The sequence below is a fragment of the Mycetocola lacteus genome (genome assembly GCF_003667575.1).
Lineage (GTDB): Bacteria > Actinomycetota > Actinomycetes > Actinomycetales > Microbacteriaceae > Mycetocola > Mycetocola lacteus.
On record NZ_RCUY01000002.1, the window covers coordinates 123,920 to 137,679 of the forward strand.

16 protein-coding genes are annotated in these 13,760 nt (G+C 66.5%); 5 read left to right on the top strand and 11 right to left on the bottom strand.

Annotated features, from left to right (window positions below; all coding sequences use genetic code 11):
- Positions 1-9: 9 nt before the first annotated feature.
- Positions 10-714 (top strand): TetR/AcrR family transcriptional regulator, encoded by a 705-nt coding sequence (locus tag D9V34_RS02695; RefSeq protein WP_121687398.1) that lies wholly within the window; start codon positions 10-12, stop codon positions 712-714.
- A gap of 45 nt (positions 715-759) precedes the next feature.
- Here D9V34_RS02695 and D9V34_RS02700 read toward each other — a convergent pair whose 3' ends face one another.
- From D9V34_RS02700 to D9V34_RS02720, 5 genes are all read right to left on the bottom strand, one after another.
- Positions 760-1,614, bottom strand: a complete 855-nt coding sequence (locus tag D9V34_RS02700; protein ID WP_121687399.1) for an oxidoreductase — start codon at positions 1,612-1,614, stop codon at positions 760-762.
- 88 nt (positions 1,615-1,702) lie between these two features.
- Positions 1,703-2,632 (bottom strand): SDR family NAD(P)-dependent oxidoreductase, encoded by a 930-nt coding sequence (locus D9V34_RS02705; protein WP_121687400.1) that lies wholly within the window; start codon positions 2,630-2,632, stop codon positions 1,703-1,705.
- Between the two features lie 96 nt (positions 2,633-2,728).
- Positions 2,729-3,724 (bottom strand): type I glyceraldehyde-3-phosphate dehydrogenase, encoded by a 996-nt coding sequence (gap, locus tag D9V34_RS02710; protein ID WP_121687401.1) that lies wholly within the window; start codon positions 3,722-3,724, stop codon positions 2,729-2,731.
- 22 nt (positions 3,725-3,746) lie between these two features.
- Complete coding sequence (locus D9V34_RS02715; protein ID WP_121687402.1) at positions 3,747-4,322, bottom strand: TetR/AcrR family transcriptional regulator; 576 nt, start codon at positions 4,320-4,322, stop codon at positions 3,747-3,749.
- 63 nt (positions 4,323-4,385) lie between these two features.
- Entirely contained in the window at positions 4,386-5,579 is a 1,194-nt protein-coding gene (locus tag D9V34_RS02720; protein WP_121687403.1) for an FAD-dependent oxidoreductase, read from the bottom strand.
- A gap of 125 nt (positions 5,580-5,704) precedes the next feature.
- Between D9V34_RS02720 and D9V34_RS02725 the strand changes: the two genes are divergently transcribed.
- Entirely contained in the window at positions 5,705-6,295 is a 591-nt protein-coding gene (locus D9V34_RS02725) for a TetR/AcrR family transcriptional regulator (RefSeq protein WP_121687404.1), read from the top strand.
- Here D9V34_RS02725 and D9V34_RS02730 read toward each other — a convergent pair.
- Positions 6,292-6,801 carry a DUF2000 domain-containing protein gene (locus D9V34_RS02730; protein WP_121687819.1) on the bottom strand — a complete coding sequence of 170 codons (510 nt, stop codon included), beginning with the start codon at positions 6,799-6,801 and terminating at the stop codon, positions 6,292-6,294. The genes D9V34_RS02725 and D9V34_RS02730 overlap by 4 nt on opposite strands.
- A 70-nt stretch (positions 6,802-6,871) precedes the next feature.
- Between D9V34_RS02730 and D9V34_RS02735 the strand changes: the two genes are divergently transcribed.
- Positions 6,872-7,345 carry an Lrp/AsnC family transcriptional regulator gene (locus D9V34_RS02735; RefSeq protein ID WP_183091815.1) on the top strand — a complete coding sequence of 158 codons (474 nt, stop codon included), beginning with the start codon at positions 6,872-6,874 and terminating at the stop codon, positions 7,343-7,345.
- Between the two features lie 17 nt (positions 7,346-7,362).
- Here D9V34_RS02735 and D9V34_RS02740 read toward each other — a convergent pair whose 3' ends face one another.
- Positions 7,363-8,616: an MFS transporter gene (locus tag D9V34_RS02740; protein WP_121687405.1), complete on the bottom strand. Its 1,254-nt coding sequence runs from the start codon at positions 8,614-8,616 to the stop codon at positions 7,363-7,365.
- Positions 8,617-8,803: 187 nt separating this feature from the next.
- Here D9V34_RS02740 and D9V34_RS02745 point away from each other — a divergent pair, with 187 nt between their 5' ends.
- Together D9V34_RS02745 and D9V34_RS02750 are read left to right on the top strand one after the other, a co-directional pair.
- Entirely contained in the window at positions 8,804-9,037 is a 234-nt protein-coding gene (locus tag D9V34_RS02745; RefSeq protein WP_121687406.1) for a hypothetical protein, read from the top strand.
- Between the two features lie 39 nt (positions 9,038-9,076).
- Complete coding sequence (locus D9V34_RS02750) at positions 9,077-9,475, top strand: DUF3054 domain-containing protein (protein ID WP_121687407.1); 399 nt, start codon at positions 9,077-9,079, stop codon at positions 9,473-9,475.
- 106 nt (positions 9,476-9,581) lie between these two features.
- On the opposite strand, the gene D9V34_RS02755 is transcribed toward D9V34_RS02750, so the two are convergent.
- From D9V34_RS02755 to D9V34_RS02765, 4 genes are all read right to left on the bottom strand, one after another.
- On the bottom strand, positions 9,582-9,776 hold the full coding sequence (locus tag D9V34_RS02755; RefSeq protein ID WP_121687408.1) for a hypothetical protein: 195 nt from the start codon (positions 9,774-9,776) through the stop codon (positions 9,582-9,584).
- A 132-nt stretch (positions 9,777-9,908) separates the two neighbouring features.
- Positions 9,909-10,148, bottom strand: coding sequence for a hypothetical protein (locus D9V34_RS02760; protein WP_121687409.1), 240 nt, complete (start codon positions 10,146-10,148; stop codon positions 9,909-9,911).
- Positions 10,149-10,158: 10 nt separating this feature from the next.
- Complete coding sequence (locus D9V34_RS17700; protein WP_183091816.1) at positions 10,159-10,317, bottom strand: hypothetical protein; 159 nt, start codon at positions 10,315-10,317, stop codon at positions 10,159-10,161.
- A 55-nt stretch (positions 10,318-10,372) separates the two neighbouring features.
- Positions 10,373-13,741: an error-prone DNA polymerase gene (locus D9V34_RS02765; protein WP_121687410.1), complete on the bottom strand. Its 3,369-nt coding sequence runs from the start codon at positions 13,739-13,741 to the stop codon at positions 10,373-10,375.
- Positions 13,742-13,760 lie beyond the last annotated feature (19 nt).

Consider the following 13,760-nt stretch of genomic DNA (forward strand, 5'->3'; position numbering starts at 1 on the left):
ATGGAGATTATGGCTTCATCTTCGACCGCCGCCGGCAGGGCCGGACGCCCGCGCGCCCGGGCGGAGGGCACCGCATCCACGCTGTCGGCCCGGGAACAGATCCTCGATGCGGCGGCCGCGCTGTTTGTCGAGTCGGGGTTCTCGGGGGCCTCAACTCGGGCGATCGCCGAGCGGGTCGGCATCCGCCAGCAGTCGCTCTACTATCACTTCGCCGGCAAGGACGAGATTCTGGCCGAGCTGCTCAGCGGCTCGGTGCGCCCGAGCATCGACTTTATCGACGACATGCGGGCGCAGAGTGTCGGCGGCGCGAGCCCGGCCGGCATGCTGTTTGCCCTGGCCACGGTGGATACCCGCACCCTGCGCGCCGCACCCCACAACATCGGCACACTGTACCTGCTCCCCGAGATTCAGGATCCGCGCTACGAGCACTTCCGCGAGCAGCGGGTTCGGCTGCGCAGGATCTACGGCGAGCTGGGCATCGCCGCGGCGACGCCCGGGGTGGCCGCGGCCCTCGGCGAGGAACGCATCGGGCTGCTTCTCATCCAGCTCGCCGAAACCGTGATCCAGCTGCGCCGTGATCCGAATCCGGGCACCGCCCTGGATGACGAGATGATCGCCACCTCGTGCCTGCGCATCCTCGGCCTCGGCGACCCCGAGATCGCGGCGTCCCGCGTCGAGGCTCACGAGATTCTAGCCCCGCCAGCCCCCGAGTAGGCACGCCCCCGTGCCGGGCGCTGCTATCCGTTTGACACCACGGCCCTAAGCCAGCCCCGTCATCCGCTCGGCGGAGGTCCAGATGGTGCGGGCCAGTTCCGGGTCGCGGCCGCGGCGGTTGGAGTCGCCAACCTTCGGGTACCCCTTCATCCCGAATGCTCCGTTGGGTCCCACAAAGGCGCCGCCGGGGACATCCTGAGTGGCCGCATATAGCGTCGGAAGGGCACCGTGGGCGGCGTCGTTCACGAACTTCGGGAAGCGGTAGATGAAGCTTGAGCTGGTGCCCACCGCCAGGTTGGTCAGCGCAACTCCGGGGTGCGCGAGGACCGAGCGCACCGGGCTCCCGGCGGCTTCGAGACGGCGCTGCAGCTCCTTGGCCAGGTACACGTCGGCGAGTTTTGAGTCACTGTACGCGCCCATATCGCTGTACTTTCGGCGCTGCCAACCGAGGTCGCTGCCGTCCATCCGCGACATCCGGTGCATCACCGAGGACAGCGTCACCACCCGCTCGGTAATCCGCGGCAGCAGCAGGTTGGTGAGCAGGAACGGCCCCAGGAAATTGGTCGCCAGCTGGAGCTCAAACCCGTCCGCCGAGCGTTGCTCGGGCACCTGCATGATCCCGGCATTGTTGATCAGGATGTCCACCGGGCCCTCGACCCCGGAGGCAAAGGCACGCACCGAGTCCAGGCTGCCGAGGTCGAGCTCACGCACCTCGGTGTCTCCGTCGATGGTCGTGGCCACCGCCCGCCCCTTTTCCACGTTGCGGACCGCGAGGATCACGCGGGCACCCACCCGGGCGAGCTCCCGTGCCGTCACCTCGCCGATGCCGCTGCTGGCACCGGTCACGATGACCGTTTTGCCGGAGAGATCGGGCAGGTTCTGGGCGGTCCACTGGGTCATCGAGGGTCCTTTGGTGAGGGGGAAGAGGCGCTGCTGCCTGGATCCTACTCCGGTTCCCGGCGCAACACCCAGGTGTCCGCGCTCACGGTTAGTCGGAGAGTAGCCGGATCCCGGTCAGCTCCTCGGTGCGCTGCCACAGCCAGGCTGCCCGCTCCTGATCGATACTCATCGGATGCGGGCGCAGCCGCACCGGCCGCCCCCGCGAGGTGTGAATCGGGCCCACATAGTCGCCGCCTCGAACCTCCGCATCCAGCACCGCCCGGGTCGCGGGCAGCGCACCTGAGTCCTTGCCCTGGATGGCCGCGTGCACGGGGGAGAACAGGGTGCGGGTTGCACGATTGGCGCCGGCGATTCCCTCCCGAGACGGGGTCATCTGATCCATCGCACCGCCTGGATGCGCGACGATCGAGGTGATGTTCAGCCCCGCTCGACGCAGGCGCCGATGGTAGTCAAACCCGAAGAGTTCGGTCGCGTGTTTGGAGTTCGCATAGGCCTGCAGGGGCCGATACGAACGCTCGCTCATCAGATTGCCCGGATCCAGCTTGAGCCTCCCCACCAGCATGCTGCCCATCGAGATGACCCGGCTGCCCGCGGTGTTCTCCAATACCGGGTGAGCGGCCGCCACCAGCGCAAAATGCCCCAGATGGTTGGTACCCACCACGAGTTCATGACCCTGCGCGGTCACCTGCCGGCGACGCCCCGCAGAGATGAGTCCGGCGTTGGCCACCAGCGCATCCAGGCGGGGCAGCTTAGCCAGGGCCTGTCCCGCGGCGGTGGCGGATTCCAGATCGGATAGGTCCACTCGAATGCCCGAGGTGTGCGCCCCGGGGACGCGGCTTTCGATCTCGCGCCGGGCCCGATCGATCCGCTCCTCGCTGCGCCCCAGCAGCACAATCTCGGCGCCGGTCTGGGCGAGCTGCTCGGCAATAAAGTAGCCGATGCCCGAGGTGGATCCGGTGATCGCAAAGACCGCATCCGGACGGCCGGGCTCGTCGGTGAGGTTCCACGGATCAAACATGCGCTGCTCCCTCGGGTTGAACTGGCCCGAGCGTAGCAGACGGGGATGGCGAAACGACGGCCGGACACCCCGCGGGTGCCCGGCCGCCGGGAGATACTACGCCCCGAGACGTTCGGAAAGCTCCACCAGACGGTTGGTGAATCCCCACTCGTTGTCGTACCAGCCGAAGACCTTCACCTGGTCGCCCACCACCTGGGTGAGCGGAGCGTCGAAGATCGTCGAGTGCGGGTTGCCCACGATGTCGGCGGAGACGATCGGTGCCTCGGAGTACTCCAGTACGTGGGCCAGCGGCCCAGAGGCGGCGGCCGCCGCAAACGCCGCGTTGACCTCTTCCACGGTGGCGGGATGGGTGAGCTTGACGGTGAGGTCGGTGATCGATCCCACCGGCACCGGAACGCGCAGGGCCAGCCCGGTGAGCTTGCCGTCAAGTTCGGGGATGATCTTGCCGATCGTCTTGGCCGCCCCCGAGGAGGTCGGGATGGTGGAGAGGGCGGCGGCGCGGGCCCGACGCGGGTCGCTGTGCGGGGCATCCTGCAGGCGCTGATCGCTCGTGTAGGCGTGCACGGTGGTCATCAGGCCGTGCTCGATGCCAAACGCATCGTGCAGGACCTTGGCCAGTGGGGCTAGCGAGTTGGTGGTGCAGGAACCGTTGGAGATGACCTCCACCGAGTCGCCGATCACCTCGTCGTTCACTCCGAGCACCACCGAGGGCAGGTCGCCCGAGGCCGGTGCCGAGATGATGACCTTCCGGGCACCACCCACCAGGTGGCGCCGAGCGCTCTCCTCGCTGGTGAAGAAGCCGGTAGATTCCACCACCACGTCCACACCGACCGAGCCCCAGGGGATCTGGTCGGGCTCACGCTCGGAGAACACGCGGATGCGACGCTCACCCACGACGATGAAGTCGCCGTCCACCGAAACACCGTCCAGGTGTCCGGAGATCGAGTCCCATTCCAGCAGGTTTGCGAGGGTCTTAGCGCTGGTGATGTCGTTGATCGCGACCACTTCAACGTCGGCTCCGCTCGCCAGGGCGGCGCGCAGGTAGCTGCGGCCGATCCGACCAAAGCCGTTGATTCCAATCCGAGTGGACATGGGTACTCCTTCTGTTGTGCGGTTAAATCTCGGGGCGCGGGGCACCGGCGGCGTCCAGCAGCGCCAGGGCTCCACGGATCGCGGCATCCATCGGGGCCTGATCGCCGTGCGCGCGGGCCAGCACATAGCCGCCCTGGATGACGGCCACCAGGGTGTGGGCCAGCTCGTTCGGGTCGACGCTGGCGGGTAGCTCTCCGTCCCGCGTTGCCTCGGTCAGGGCCGCGGTCCAGCGCTCGATGATGAGGTCGAACCCTCCGGCCACAAGGCCGATCATCTCGGCGTCTTCGACCACCTGCGGGTCCTGGGTCATCCGGCCGATGCGACACCCGCGCACGCCCGGACGCGGCAGCGTCAGATAGGCGCGGATGCGCTCCATCGGGGTACCCTCACCGGTGAGCAGGATCGAACGCTCGGTGACCCGGGTGACCGTCTCGCGCAGCGTTTCTACGGCGAGCTCATGCTTGCCACTGAAGTGGTGGTACATGCTGCCCTGGCCCACGCCCGCACGGTCCAGGACGTCTCGCGGGCTCGTGGCCGCGTAGCCGCGCTCCCAGAGCAGGTCGGCCATGGCGGTCGTAAGCTTCTCGCGGGTCGTCATGCGTTAACTGTAACTACTAGTATGTACAAAATCAACTACGACGTCACCGCACCCGGGAGAGGACTATCGCGCGCCCGGAAAACCTCCGGGGAATCCACCCGGACCATCGGCCCCGAAGGGGTCCTCCCCCTCGGCAAACTCGGGCGGCCCGTCCATTCCCAACAGGAAATCCGCATTACCTTCCAGCGCGGTCGCCAGCTCACTCGACCGCGGAATCATGGTGCCCTCATAGGTGCGCAGAGCCCGTTCAATGCTGTCCGACTCAGACAGGGCGATGGCCAACTCGGCCCCGTCGAGCATCGCATAGTTCACCCCAACCCCCACCGGCGGCATCAGGTGCGCGGCGTCCCCGAGCAGCGTCACGGTCGCCGACGGCGCCCAGACATGAGGCGCGGGCAACACAAAGAGTGGACGATCAACGTAGTCACCATCATTTTCGGCGAACAGGTCACGAAGCTCGGGTGCCCACTCGGAAAACTCGGAGAGGAGGTGCGCCCGGATCCCCGGGGCATCCTCGGCAACGAGCCCCTCCATCGCTAGCCAGTCCACCGGCTGTCGACGCACGATATAGACACGCATGTGATCGCCGGAATTACGCTGGGCGAATAGCGCCCGATCCCCATCGGTGGCCAGTGCACTTCCGGCACCCACGAGCGCCGCAAGCTCGGGATGGGCGACCGTCACATCGTCAAACCACGCCTCCAGGAAACTCACTCCCGAATAGAGGGGCACGGCGTCGGAGACCGCGCGACGCACGCGCGACCAGGCTCCATCGGCACCGATCACCAGGTCGGTTTCCACCGTGGAACCGTCCGCGAAAACCAGGGTTCGCGGGCCGGCGTCCGCACCCTCCACAGACTCCAGCGCACGCCCCCACTGCACGGTACCCGCATCGAGTGAGTGCAGCAGGAGGTCGCGCAGGTGACCGCGGTCAATTTCAGGTGCAGAGGTGTCATCGGGATCCGGCTCATGACTCATCCGCACGCTCCCATCAATTCCCAGCTGACGCATTGCCTGTCCGTCAAAGCGCGCACGGGCAAAGAACTGATCCAGCAGGCCCGCCGCATCCAGGGCGCGCTGCCCGTCATCGGGGTGCAGGTCGAGCGAGCCTCCCTGACCACGGGAATGTTCGCTCGCCTCACGCTCATAGACGGTAACGCTCAGCCCACGGCGCTGCAGGATACGCGCGCACACCAGGCCACCGGGGCCGGCACCGATGATGCTGATTCGCTTATTCGCGAGGACGGGAGGGGTCATGATTCGTGTCCTTTCACTGGGATGTCGCGGTTGACGACGTCTCTGGGTCAAGATAAACACAATCATTACAAAAGTGCAACCGTTGCACTTTTGTAATGAATGAACCATGTATTACACTGAGGGATATGACCAGTGAACAGAGCCCCGGACGACGCGAACGCAAGAAGGCCGCAACCCGGCAGTCCATCGCCGACGCCGCCCTGGAACTGTTCCTCGCACGTGGCTTTGACGCCGTGAGCATCCGGGAAATCGCCGAACGCGCAGATGTCTCCACCACCACGATCTTTAAACACTTCACCGGCAAGGAGGCCCTGCTCTTTGATCGCAGCGAGGACTTCTCCTCCGAGCTAACCTCCGCGGTAACCGAACGCCCCGAGGGCACCCCGATTCTCGAGGCGCTTCGCGGCCATGCGCTGGCCACCTGGGTCCCAATCTCCACCGACCCGCGCCTCGTGGGGATCGCCGGCCTCCTCGACCAGACTCCGGCACTGCGCGAGTACGCCGATCGCCTGTGGGCGCGGCACTCCGACGCTCTCGCCGCCGTCATCGCCGAGGCATCAGGTCGCCCCGAAAACGACCTTCGCTCGGCGACCCTGGCACGCTTCGTGGTGCAGGTCCCCGCCCTGATTCGCGAGCACACCGATCCCGCCGCCGCCGCGAACGAAATCTTTGATCTCCTCCGCGACGGCTGGGGCACCGAGGCGCCGAACCGCTAGGTCAGCAGCGAAAGCCCACCCACCAGTCGGTCAACACGCTTGCGCTCCCCCACCAGGCCAACCGCCGCATAGGCAATCTCACTCGACACACGCTCGGTCATTCGTTCCAGATACTCCGCATAGACGCGGGTTTCCTGCGCAAGCACAGGCATATCCGCGACGTGCATGTCTTCGCGCGTCTCCGCTTTCGCCCGGATCGCAGCGAGCTTTTCACCCGAGGCCACCAGCACACTGCACCCGGCCCAGGGCAGCCCGGCATGCTCTGACCCGTCGGCATCGAAGACAGCGTCCCCGAGCATTCCGGACACCACGGACCCGGTCACCGCCGCCACACAGGCCGCCGCATTTGCCGCCCGCCCCGGGGCAAGCTCGGCATTCACCACGATGACCCACTTCAGGCGCGCCTGCCGGGTGGGCTCGCCCGGGTGGATCTCGTCCGCGCGAAAACCAATGGCCTGGTTTAAAGTTCGGGATTCTAGAGAAATACTCGTATTTAAATCGTTCATGATCGTGCAGTTTATAAACATGTGCATATCCCTGTGGAAAACTCGTATTTTCTGCGGATAAGATGTGGATATGGCCCGTTTGGACGAATTAGATACGGCGATCCTGCGGGAATTGCAGCGTGATGCACGACGCACAAATCGTGACATCGCGGCCGCCGTGGGCGTCGCCCCCACCACCGCGCTGGATCGCACCCGTGCGCTGCGCGAGCGTGGAATCATTCGAGGTGCCCGGCTCGAACTCGATCTCACCAAGATCGGACGCCCCGTCCAGGCGATGGTCGCCGTGCGTGTTCGCCCACCCACACGCGCCAATATTGAGGGCTTTCGCGAGTGGGCGGCGACCCTTCCCGAGGTCATCGGGGTCTTTGTGACCAGCGGCACCGAAGACTTCCTGCTGCACGTGGCCGTGCCCGATAATGAGCACCTTTACGCGTTTGTGATTGACCGGCTGACCGAGAAGCCCGAGGTTGCCGATGTGCGCACCTCGGTGGTCTACGAGCACATCCGCAGCCCCGAGGTCACCCCGGTCGTCGACCGAGACTAGCCGCCAACCCCGCGCTCCTAACGCACCGAACGAATCGGGATCACCGCTATCGCCCCCAGCACCACCAGCACGATCGCGATGGGGAAAAGCATCACATATCCCCCGAAGGACACCACGATGAGGCCGGCCAGCGCGGGGCCAAAGGTCTGCGGCAGGGTGGCCGCAATGTTCAGGACCCCGAGGTCCTTGGCAAAGGTCTTTTCTGAGGGCAATACCTCGCTCATCAGCGCGGTATCCACGGCCTGGAACATCCCGCTGAAGAATCCGCCGAGGGCCGCGTAGATCAGCACCCCGGTAACCGACGGGGCGATCCAGGGCACCGAGAATCCCACCGCCATCCCGATGCCCGCAATAATCACGAAGATGCGACGACGCCTCAGGCGATCCGATAGCGGCCCGGAGACCAGCACCGCAACCGTGGTCGCCACCAGGTTGATGACGGCCACCAGCGGCACCAGCCCGATGGCCTCAGCACCGAGTCCGATGTAGTCCTGCAGGATGTACAGCTGATATCCGACCACCAGGTTGGTTCCGACGTTGAGGAGCATGCGCCCACTAAATCCCCAGAAGAAATCGGGGTGCCTGATCGGATTGACCCAGAAGGTGTGGAAAAAGGCCGCCACGTCGAAGGGCTCACGCGGTTCACCCCGATTGTCTCGGTCGGGATTGAGGAAAACAAATACCACCAGCACCACGAGGGTCACCCCGGCAAAAAACAGGTAGCCTGCGGGGATGTTGGCGGCAAACCGGCTGGCGATGACCTGTCCACCCGCCATTCCCGCCATGACCCCGAGCCCGGTGAACGCCGAAAACAATCCGCGCACGGGTCCCGGCACACGATCGGGCATGATGGCGCTGAGCGGCCCCTGGGAAAAGTTATAGGCCAGCTGGACCACACACCAGGAGATGACGATCTGGACCAGTGTGGAAGCGCTGGCGATACCGATCAATCCCAGTCCTCCCACCAGCGCGCCGATGATCATCCACGGGCTGCGTCGCCCGAACCGGCTACGGGTGCGGTCCGAGACCATGCCCGCCAAGGGCTGCGCGATCAGCGCAACGATGGCCCCGACCGCTAGTACCAGCGCCAGGTTTTCGGCTTTCTGGTCCTCCCCGAAGGCCTGAATCTGGAGCGGCAAGAGGATGCCCGGGATCGCGCCCCAGAGAAAAAACACCCCGAGGTTGGCCCCCAGGATGGAAAACAGGAGTCGGAGAAGAGGCCCACGAACCCGGGGCCGGTCCGGGGTAGATTCCGTGAGGGATGCGGTCATGACGGGGTCCTCTCGTGTGGGCCCACCGACGGTGGTGGGTCTGCGCCACGATAGGCGCCATCCTCGCCTGGCATCAAATGAATTACCAGATCACAGGCGCTATCAGCCCGGAATTCCGGTGTCCGGAACCCCGCTCGGCGGACAAGCCGGACAAGCTGGCGGCCCGCACACCCCGTACGATGGAGGCATGGCTGCCTCCAGACGACGTGCAAACCCCCTCGGCCTCATCGGCATGGGCCTCATGGCCCTCGGCGTGGTCGGGCTGGTGCTGGGGCTCCTCCAGCCCTGGCGCACCTGCGGGGACGACATCATCGCCGCCGCCTGCCCGGCAACCGGTACCGAGCTGGGCGTGATGATCGGCGCGATGATCGTGGGCCTGGCCGGTTTTGTCGTGATGTTCTTCGCGCTGCGCCGCAGCTAACCGACCGCGCGTTCGTACGCCCGCCCCTAGACTGGGAGCATGCGTTTTGGATCCTCCCCCACCCGATCGATTGTCTCCGCCGCGGCACTGGACGCCCTGCTGATCATCGTCTTCGTGATGCTGGGCCGGCGCAGTCACGCCGAGGGCAACGACCTGCTGGGGATCCTCGGAACCGCCTGGCCCTTCCTGGTGGGTGCGGCGATCGGCTGGATCGTCACCCTCGCCTGGCGCAACCCGGTAGCCCTGCGCTGGACCGGTCCGCTGATCTGGCTGGCGACCGTGGTGCTGGGCCTGCCGCTGCGGGTTCTCGCCGGTGGTGAAGCTCCGATCTCGTTTGTGCTGGTGACCGCCGGAGTCCTCGCGGTCTTCCTGATCGGCTGGCGCGCACTGGCGCTGCTGCTGATGTCGCGTCGTGGACGCCGCAGTACGCGCCGCTAGCGTTCGCTTACCTATTTGATGGCAGCCGGGGACCCGCCGCTGACCCTCAATAACGCGGAGAGGCGGGGACACCGTGGTGTCCCCGCCTCTCCGTTTAAGTTGGCGACTAGTCGCGCAGCTTGTCCTTGGCCTCGTTACGGGCGCGGACCGACTCTGCTTCGGCCTCGGCCTTCTTGACCTCGGCGTCGGCCTTGACCTCGTCAGCCTTGTCCTTGGCCTGGTCCACCAGGTCGTGTGCGGCGCGCGAAACCTTTTCGGCTCCGGCTTCGATGGTTTCCTTGGCGTCTTCGATGAATCCCATAATTCCTCCTCGAGCTAGTGAATAACCTACGTTTTTATTCTGGTCGATGGGGGCTGAAAATCCAATGAAAAGACAAAAATGACGATTCGCCCGTAGGGGAATCGTCATTCAGTGTTGGTGCGCGGTGCGCGACTACCGCCAGGCAAAACCCCGGCGCAGCCGCAGGAGCACACCGATCGCGTGCACGATGATGGCGAGGGCGATCACACCCAGGCCGATCCCCGCGCCGGCGGCATCGAGCCGATAGGCGGCAACGCCAATCAGCAGGATCCCGGTCATCAGACCGAGGATACCCACCACCGAAAACACGCGTGATAGCGCCGTGGCGTCCCCGGCAATTGCCTCGGAACGCCCCTCCTTGAGAACGGTCACCGTTCTCCCGCTAGCGCCTCCGCAGCATGTGGAAGGGGATAGCGAGGCTCAGCGAAATCGCCAGGATTCCGGCGAAGAACACCACCGCGTGCAGCTCTTCCAGGTGGAAGGCCAGACCAAACAGGTAGATTCCACCCAGGAACAGGACCAGTGCAATTACAAAAATCATGCTGACAGTCTACCGAGGGAGTGCCCCGAAACTCGATTCGAGAGAAAACCTCGTGCTATTGAAAATCTCGGGACCGGGTGCGAACCGCAAGATCCAGGGGTTCGGCACCGTCCGCGACCAGGTTAATGATGCCCTCGGGGCTGCGCTCCAGGATGCCACGAATGACCAGGGCCGGGGATTCGCGCAGGACTCGGCGGTGGCGCTGCCAGAGGCCGACGCTACAGATCACGTTGATCATCCCGTCCTCATCTTCGAGGTTCACAAACGTGATCCCCGAGGCGGTGGCCGGACGCTGACGGTGCACCACGACCCCGGCCACCCGCACCCGCCGGCCGGATTCGGTGTCGCGCAGCGCGGCCGACCCGAGAATTCCGCGGGTGCCGAGGACCGTACGCAGCCCGCGCATCGGATGATCATCGGTCGAGATCCCGGTGGCCCAGAGGTCGGCGGCGAGGGTTTCCTGGGCATCCAGCAGCGCAAACAGCGGTGGCTGGACGGTCACCGCAGATCCGGCCAGCTGATTCGGGTTCTCCCGCGATGCCGGACCCGCCTGCCAGAGGGCCTGGCGACGCGAGGTACCCAGCCCGTCGCAGGCACCCGAGGTGGCCAGCGCCTCCAACTGGGTTGCCGAGAGTCCGGTGCGGCGGCCGAGGTCCTCCATGCTCCGATACTCACCGCCACGCTCACGCTCGGCGACGATCCGCGCGGCCGCCTCGGCCCCGATCCCGGTGATCCCGGCCAGGCCCAGGCGCACGGCAAAGCCGGTGTCGCGACGGTGCTCATGATCGAGGACGGGACCCGACGGGTCGAAGGGGCCGGGGCTTTCGGCGGGCGTGTGCAGGCAGGCGTCCATACCGCACCGCTCGGTGCTCTGGGCCGGGAGGGGTTCCAGCCCGGCGTCCACCCCCGAACGATGCAGGTCCGGGCGCAGGGTGCGCACGCCGTGCCGGGTCGCATCGGCCACCAGCGTGTGCGGGGCGTAGAACCCCATCGGCTGGGCGCGCAGTAGTGCGGCGAGGAACGCGCCGGGATAGTGCAGGCGCAGCCAGGCGCTCGCATAGACGATCAGGGCGAAGCTGATCGAGTGGCTCTCGGCAAATCCGAAGTTGGAAAAGGCCTCGATCCGCTCGTAGATGTTGTCAGCCTCGGCCCCCACGATGCCGTTTTCGGCCATGCCCGCATAGAGCTTTTCGCGCAGGGTCGCGATCTTCTCCCGGCCGCGCTTGGAACCCATCGCCCGGCGCAGCAGGTCGGCATCCTCGGCGTCGCAGCCGCCCACGGCCATCGCCATCTGCATCAGCTGCTCCTGAAACAGCGGGATCCCCAGGGTGCGCTCAAGCACCGGTTCGAGACTCGGGTGCAGGTAGGTCACCGGTTCCTGTCCCATCCGGCGACGAATATAGGGGTGCACCGCGCCGCCCTGGATGGGCCCCGGACGCACCAGCGCCACCTCGATTACCAGGTCGTAGAACGTGCGCGGGCGCAGCCGCGGGAGCATCCCCAGCTGCGCGCGCGACTCGACCTGGAAAACCCCCACGGCGTCGGCCCGGCACAGCTGGTCGTACACCCCGGCCTCCTCCTTGGGGAGCGAGTGGAGGTCCCAGTGCTCGCCGGTGTGCTCCTCCACCAGATCGAAGCAGTGCTGGATCGCCGCCAGCATGCCGAGGCCCAGCAGGTCGAATTTGACCAGGCCCATCCAGGCGCAGTCATCCTTGTCCCACTGCAGGACCGTGCGTCCATCCATCCGGCCGTGTTCGATCGGGCAGACCTCCCCCACCGGGCGATCGGTCAGCACCATGCCGCCCGAGTGGATGCCCAGGTGTCGGGGAAAGCCCAGCAGCTCGGTACTGAGGGTGCGCAGTTCCTCGGGAATCTCGGGATCCTCGGCGAGCGCGCTGCCGCGTTCGATCCGCTTAGACCACGCATCCTGCTGCCCCGGGGTATAGCCCAGCGCCTTGGCCATGTCCCGGATGGCCGCCTTGGGCCGGTAGGTGATGACGTTGGCGACCTGCGCCGCGTTGAAGCGTCCATAGCGCTCGTACACGTACTGGATGACCTCCTCGCGGCGGTCGGCATCGAAGTCCACATCGATGTCCGGTTCCTCGGCGCGCAGGCTGGAGAGGAAGCGTTCAAAGGGCAGACCGTAGGCGATCGAGTCCACCGCGGTGATCTCCAGCAGGTAGCACACGGCCGAGTTGGCGGCCGAACCCCGGCCCTGGCAGAGGATCCCGCGCGAGCGCGCAAACTGCACGATATCGTGCACGATGAGGAAGTAGCCGGGGAAGTCCTTTTGCTCGATCACCGCGAGCTCGCGGGTGATGCGGTCGCGGTCGCCCTCGCTCATATTCGGATAGAGCTTGGCGGCCCCGCGCCAGGTGAGTTCGCGCAGCCAGCTCATCGGGGTGTGCCCCTCGGGCACCTCCTGCCGCGGGAGCCGGGGGCGGGCCGAGCGCAGCCGGAACCCGATCTCGTCGGCCACGGTCACGGTGTGCGCGGCGGCCCCCGGATACCGGGCGAAGCGCGCGTGCATCTCGGCCGGGGAACGCAGATACGCGCCACCGGCGGCGGGCAGCCAGCCGGCGTGGGCGTCCACGCTGGTGCGGGCGCGCACGGCGGCGAGGGCCCGGGCCAGCGGGCGACGGTTCGGGGCCGCATAGTGGGCACCGGTGGTCGCCACGATCGGTAGGCCACGCTCCCGGGCGAGGGCGGCCAGAGCGTCGTTGCGGGTGCTGTCACGCGGATCCCCCAGGTCGGTCAGCTCGACCAGCACGTTCTCGGGTCCAAACCGTTCCTCCAGCCGGATGAGTTCGGCCCGGGCGGCATCCAGCCCCTCGGCTTCCAGGGCCGATCGCACCGGCCCCTTGCGGCAGCCGGTGAGGGCGATGACCCGGTCGCGCAGGCTCTCTGCCAGCACATCGGGATCGAACCGCGGTGCGCCCTTCTCGGCCTCGGGGGCGAGCTGCCCGCGGGTGATCGCCCCGGCGAGCGCATGGTATCCCTCGATCCCCCGGGCAAGCAGCAGCAGGTGCTGACCGGCCGGATCGGGCACCCCGTTCTGCGGGGCGTCCAGGCCCAGGGTCAGCTCGGCCCCAAACATCGTGTGCAGATCGGGGTGCTTCTCGGCGGCCTCGGCCAGGCGTACCGCCCCGTAGAACCCGTTGTGGTCGGTGAGGGCCAGGCCGTGTAGTCCGAGCCGGGCAGCCTCATCCGCCAGCTCCTCGGGGCCGGATGCCCCGTCCAGGAAGCTGAAGTTGGAGTGGGTATGCAGCTCGGCGTATCCCGGGCCGTCCGTCGCTCCGGGGAGGTCCTCGGCGCACGGTTCGGCAGCCGTCTCCGGGGTCTCCGGTGCGGCCTCGGCGGTGCGCCGCCCGCTCAGCCGGCGTTCAAACTCCGACCAGGGGATCGGCGGATTCGAGAATCCCATCTCGCGCTCCTCTCTGCTG

Coding starts and splice junctions, on each gene's coding strand:
- gap (WP_121687401.1), bottom strand. CDS start 3,724: ATGTCCACTCGGATTGGAATCAACGGCTTTGGTCGGATCGGCCGCAGC.
- D9V34_RS02695 (WP_121687398.1), top strand. CDS start 10: ATGGCTTCATCTTCGACCGCCGCCGGCAGGGCCGGACGCCCGCGCGCC.
- D9V34_RS02740 (WP_121687405.1), bottom strand. CDS start 8,616: ATGACCGCATCCCTCACGGAATCTACCCCGGACCGGCCCCGGGTTCGT.
- D9V34_RS02700 (WP_121687399.1), bottom strand. CDS start 1,614: ATGACCCAGTGGACCGCCCAGAACCTGCCCGATCTCTCCGGCAAAACG.
- D9V34_RS02750 (WP_121687407.1), top strand. CDS start 9,077: ATGCGTTTTGGATCCTCCCCCACCCGATCGATTGTCTCCGCCGCGGCA.
- D9V34_RS02715 (WP_121687402.1), bottom strand. CDS start 4,322: ATGACGACCCGCGAGAAGCTTACGACCGCCATGGCCGACCTGCTCTGG.
- D9V34_RS02765 (WP_121687410.1), bottom strand. CDS start 13,741: ATGGGATTCTCGAATCCGCCGATCCCCTGGTCGGAGTTTGAACGCCGG.
- D9V34_RS17700 (WP_183091816.1), bottom strand. CDS start 10,317: ATGATTTTTGTAATTGCACTGGTCCTGTTCCTGGGTGGAATCTACCTG.
- D9V34_RS02730 (WP_121687819.1), bottom strand. CDS start 6,801: ATGAACGATTTAAATACGAGTATTTCTCTAGAATCCCGAACTTTAAAC.
- D9V34_RS02755 (WP_121687408.1), bottom strand. CDS start 9,776: ATGGGATTCATCGAAGACGCCAAGGAAACCATCGAAGCCGGAGCCGAA.
- D9V34_RS02725 (WP_121687404.1), top strand. CDS start 5,705: ATGACCAGTGAACAGAGCCCCGGACGACGCGAACGCAAGAAGGCCGCA.
- D9V34_RS02745 (WP_121687406.1), top strand. CDS start 8,804: ATGGCTGCCTCCAGACGACGTGCAAACCCCCTCGGCCTCATCGGCATG.
- D9V34_RS02735 (WP_183091815.1), top strand. CDS start 6,872: ATGGCCCGTTTGGACGAATTAGATACGGCGATCCTGCGGGAATTGCAG.
- D9V34_RS02720 (WP_121687403.1), bottom strand. CDS start 5,579: ATGACCCCTCCCGTCCTCGCGAATAAGCGAATCAGCATCATCGGTGCC.
- D9V34_RS02705 (WP_121687400.1), bottom strand. CDS start 2,632: ATGTTTGATCCGTGGAACCTCACCGACGAGCCCGGCCGTCCGGATGCG.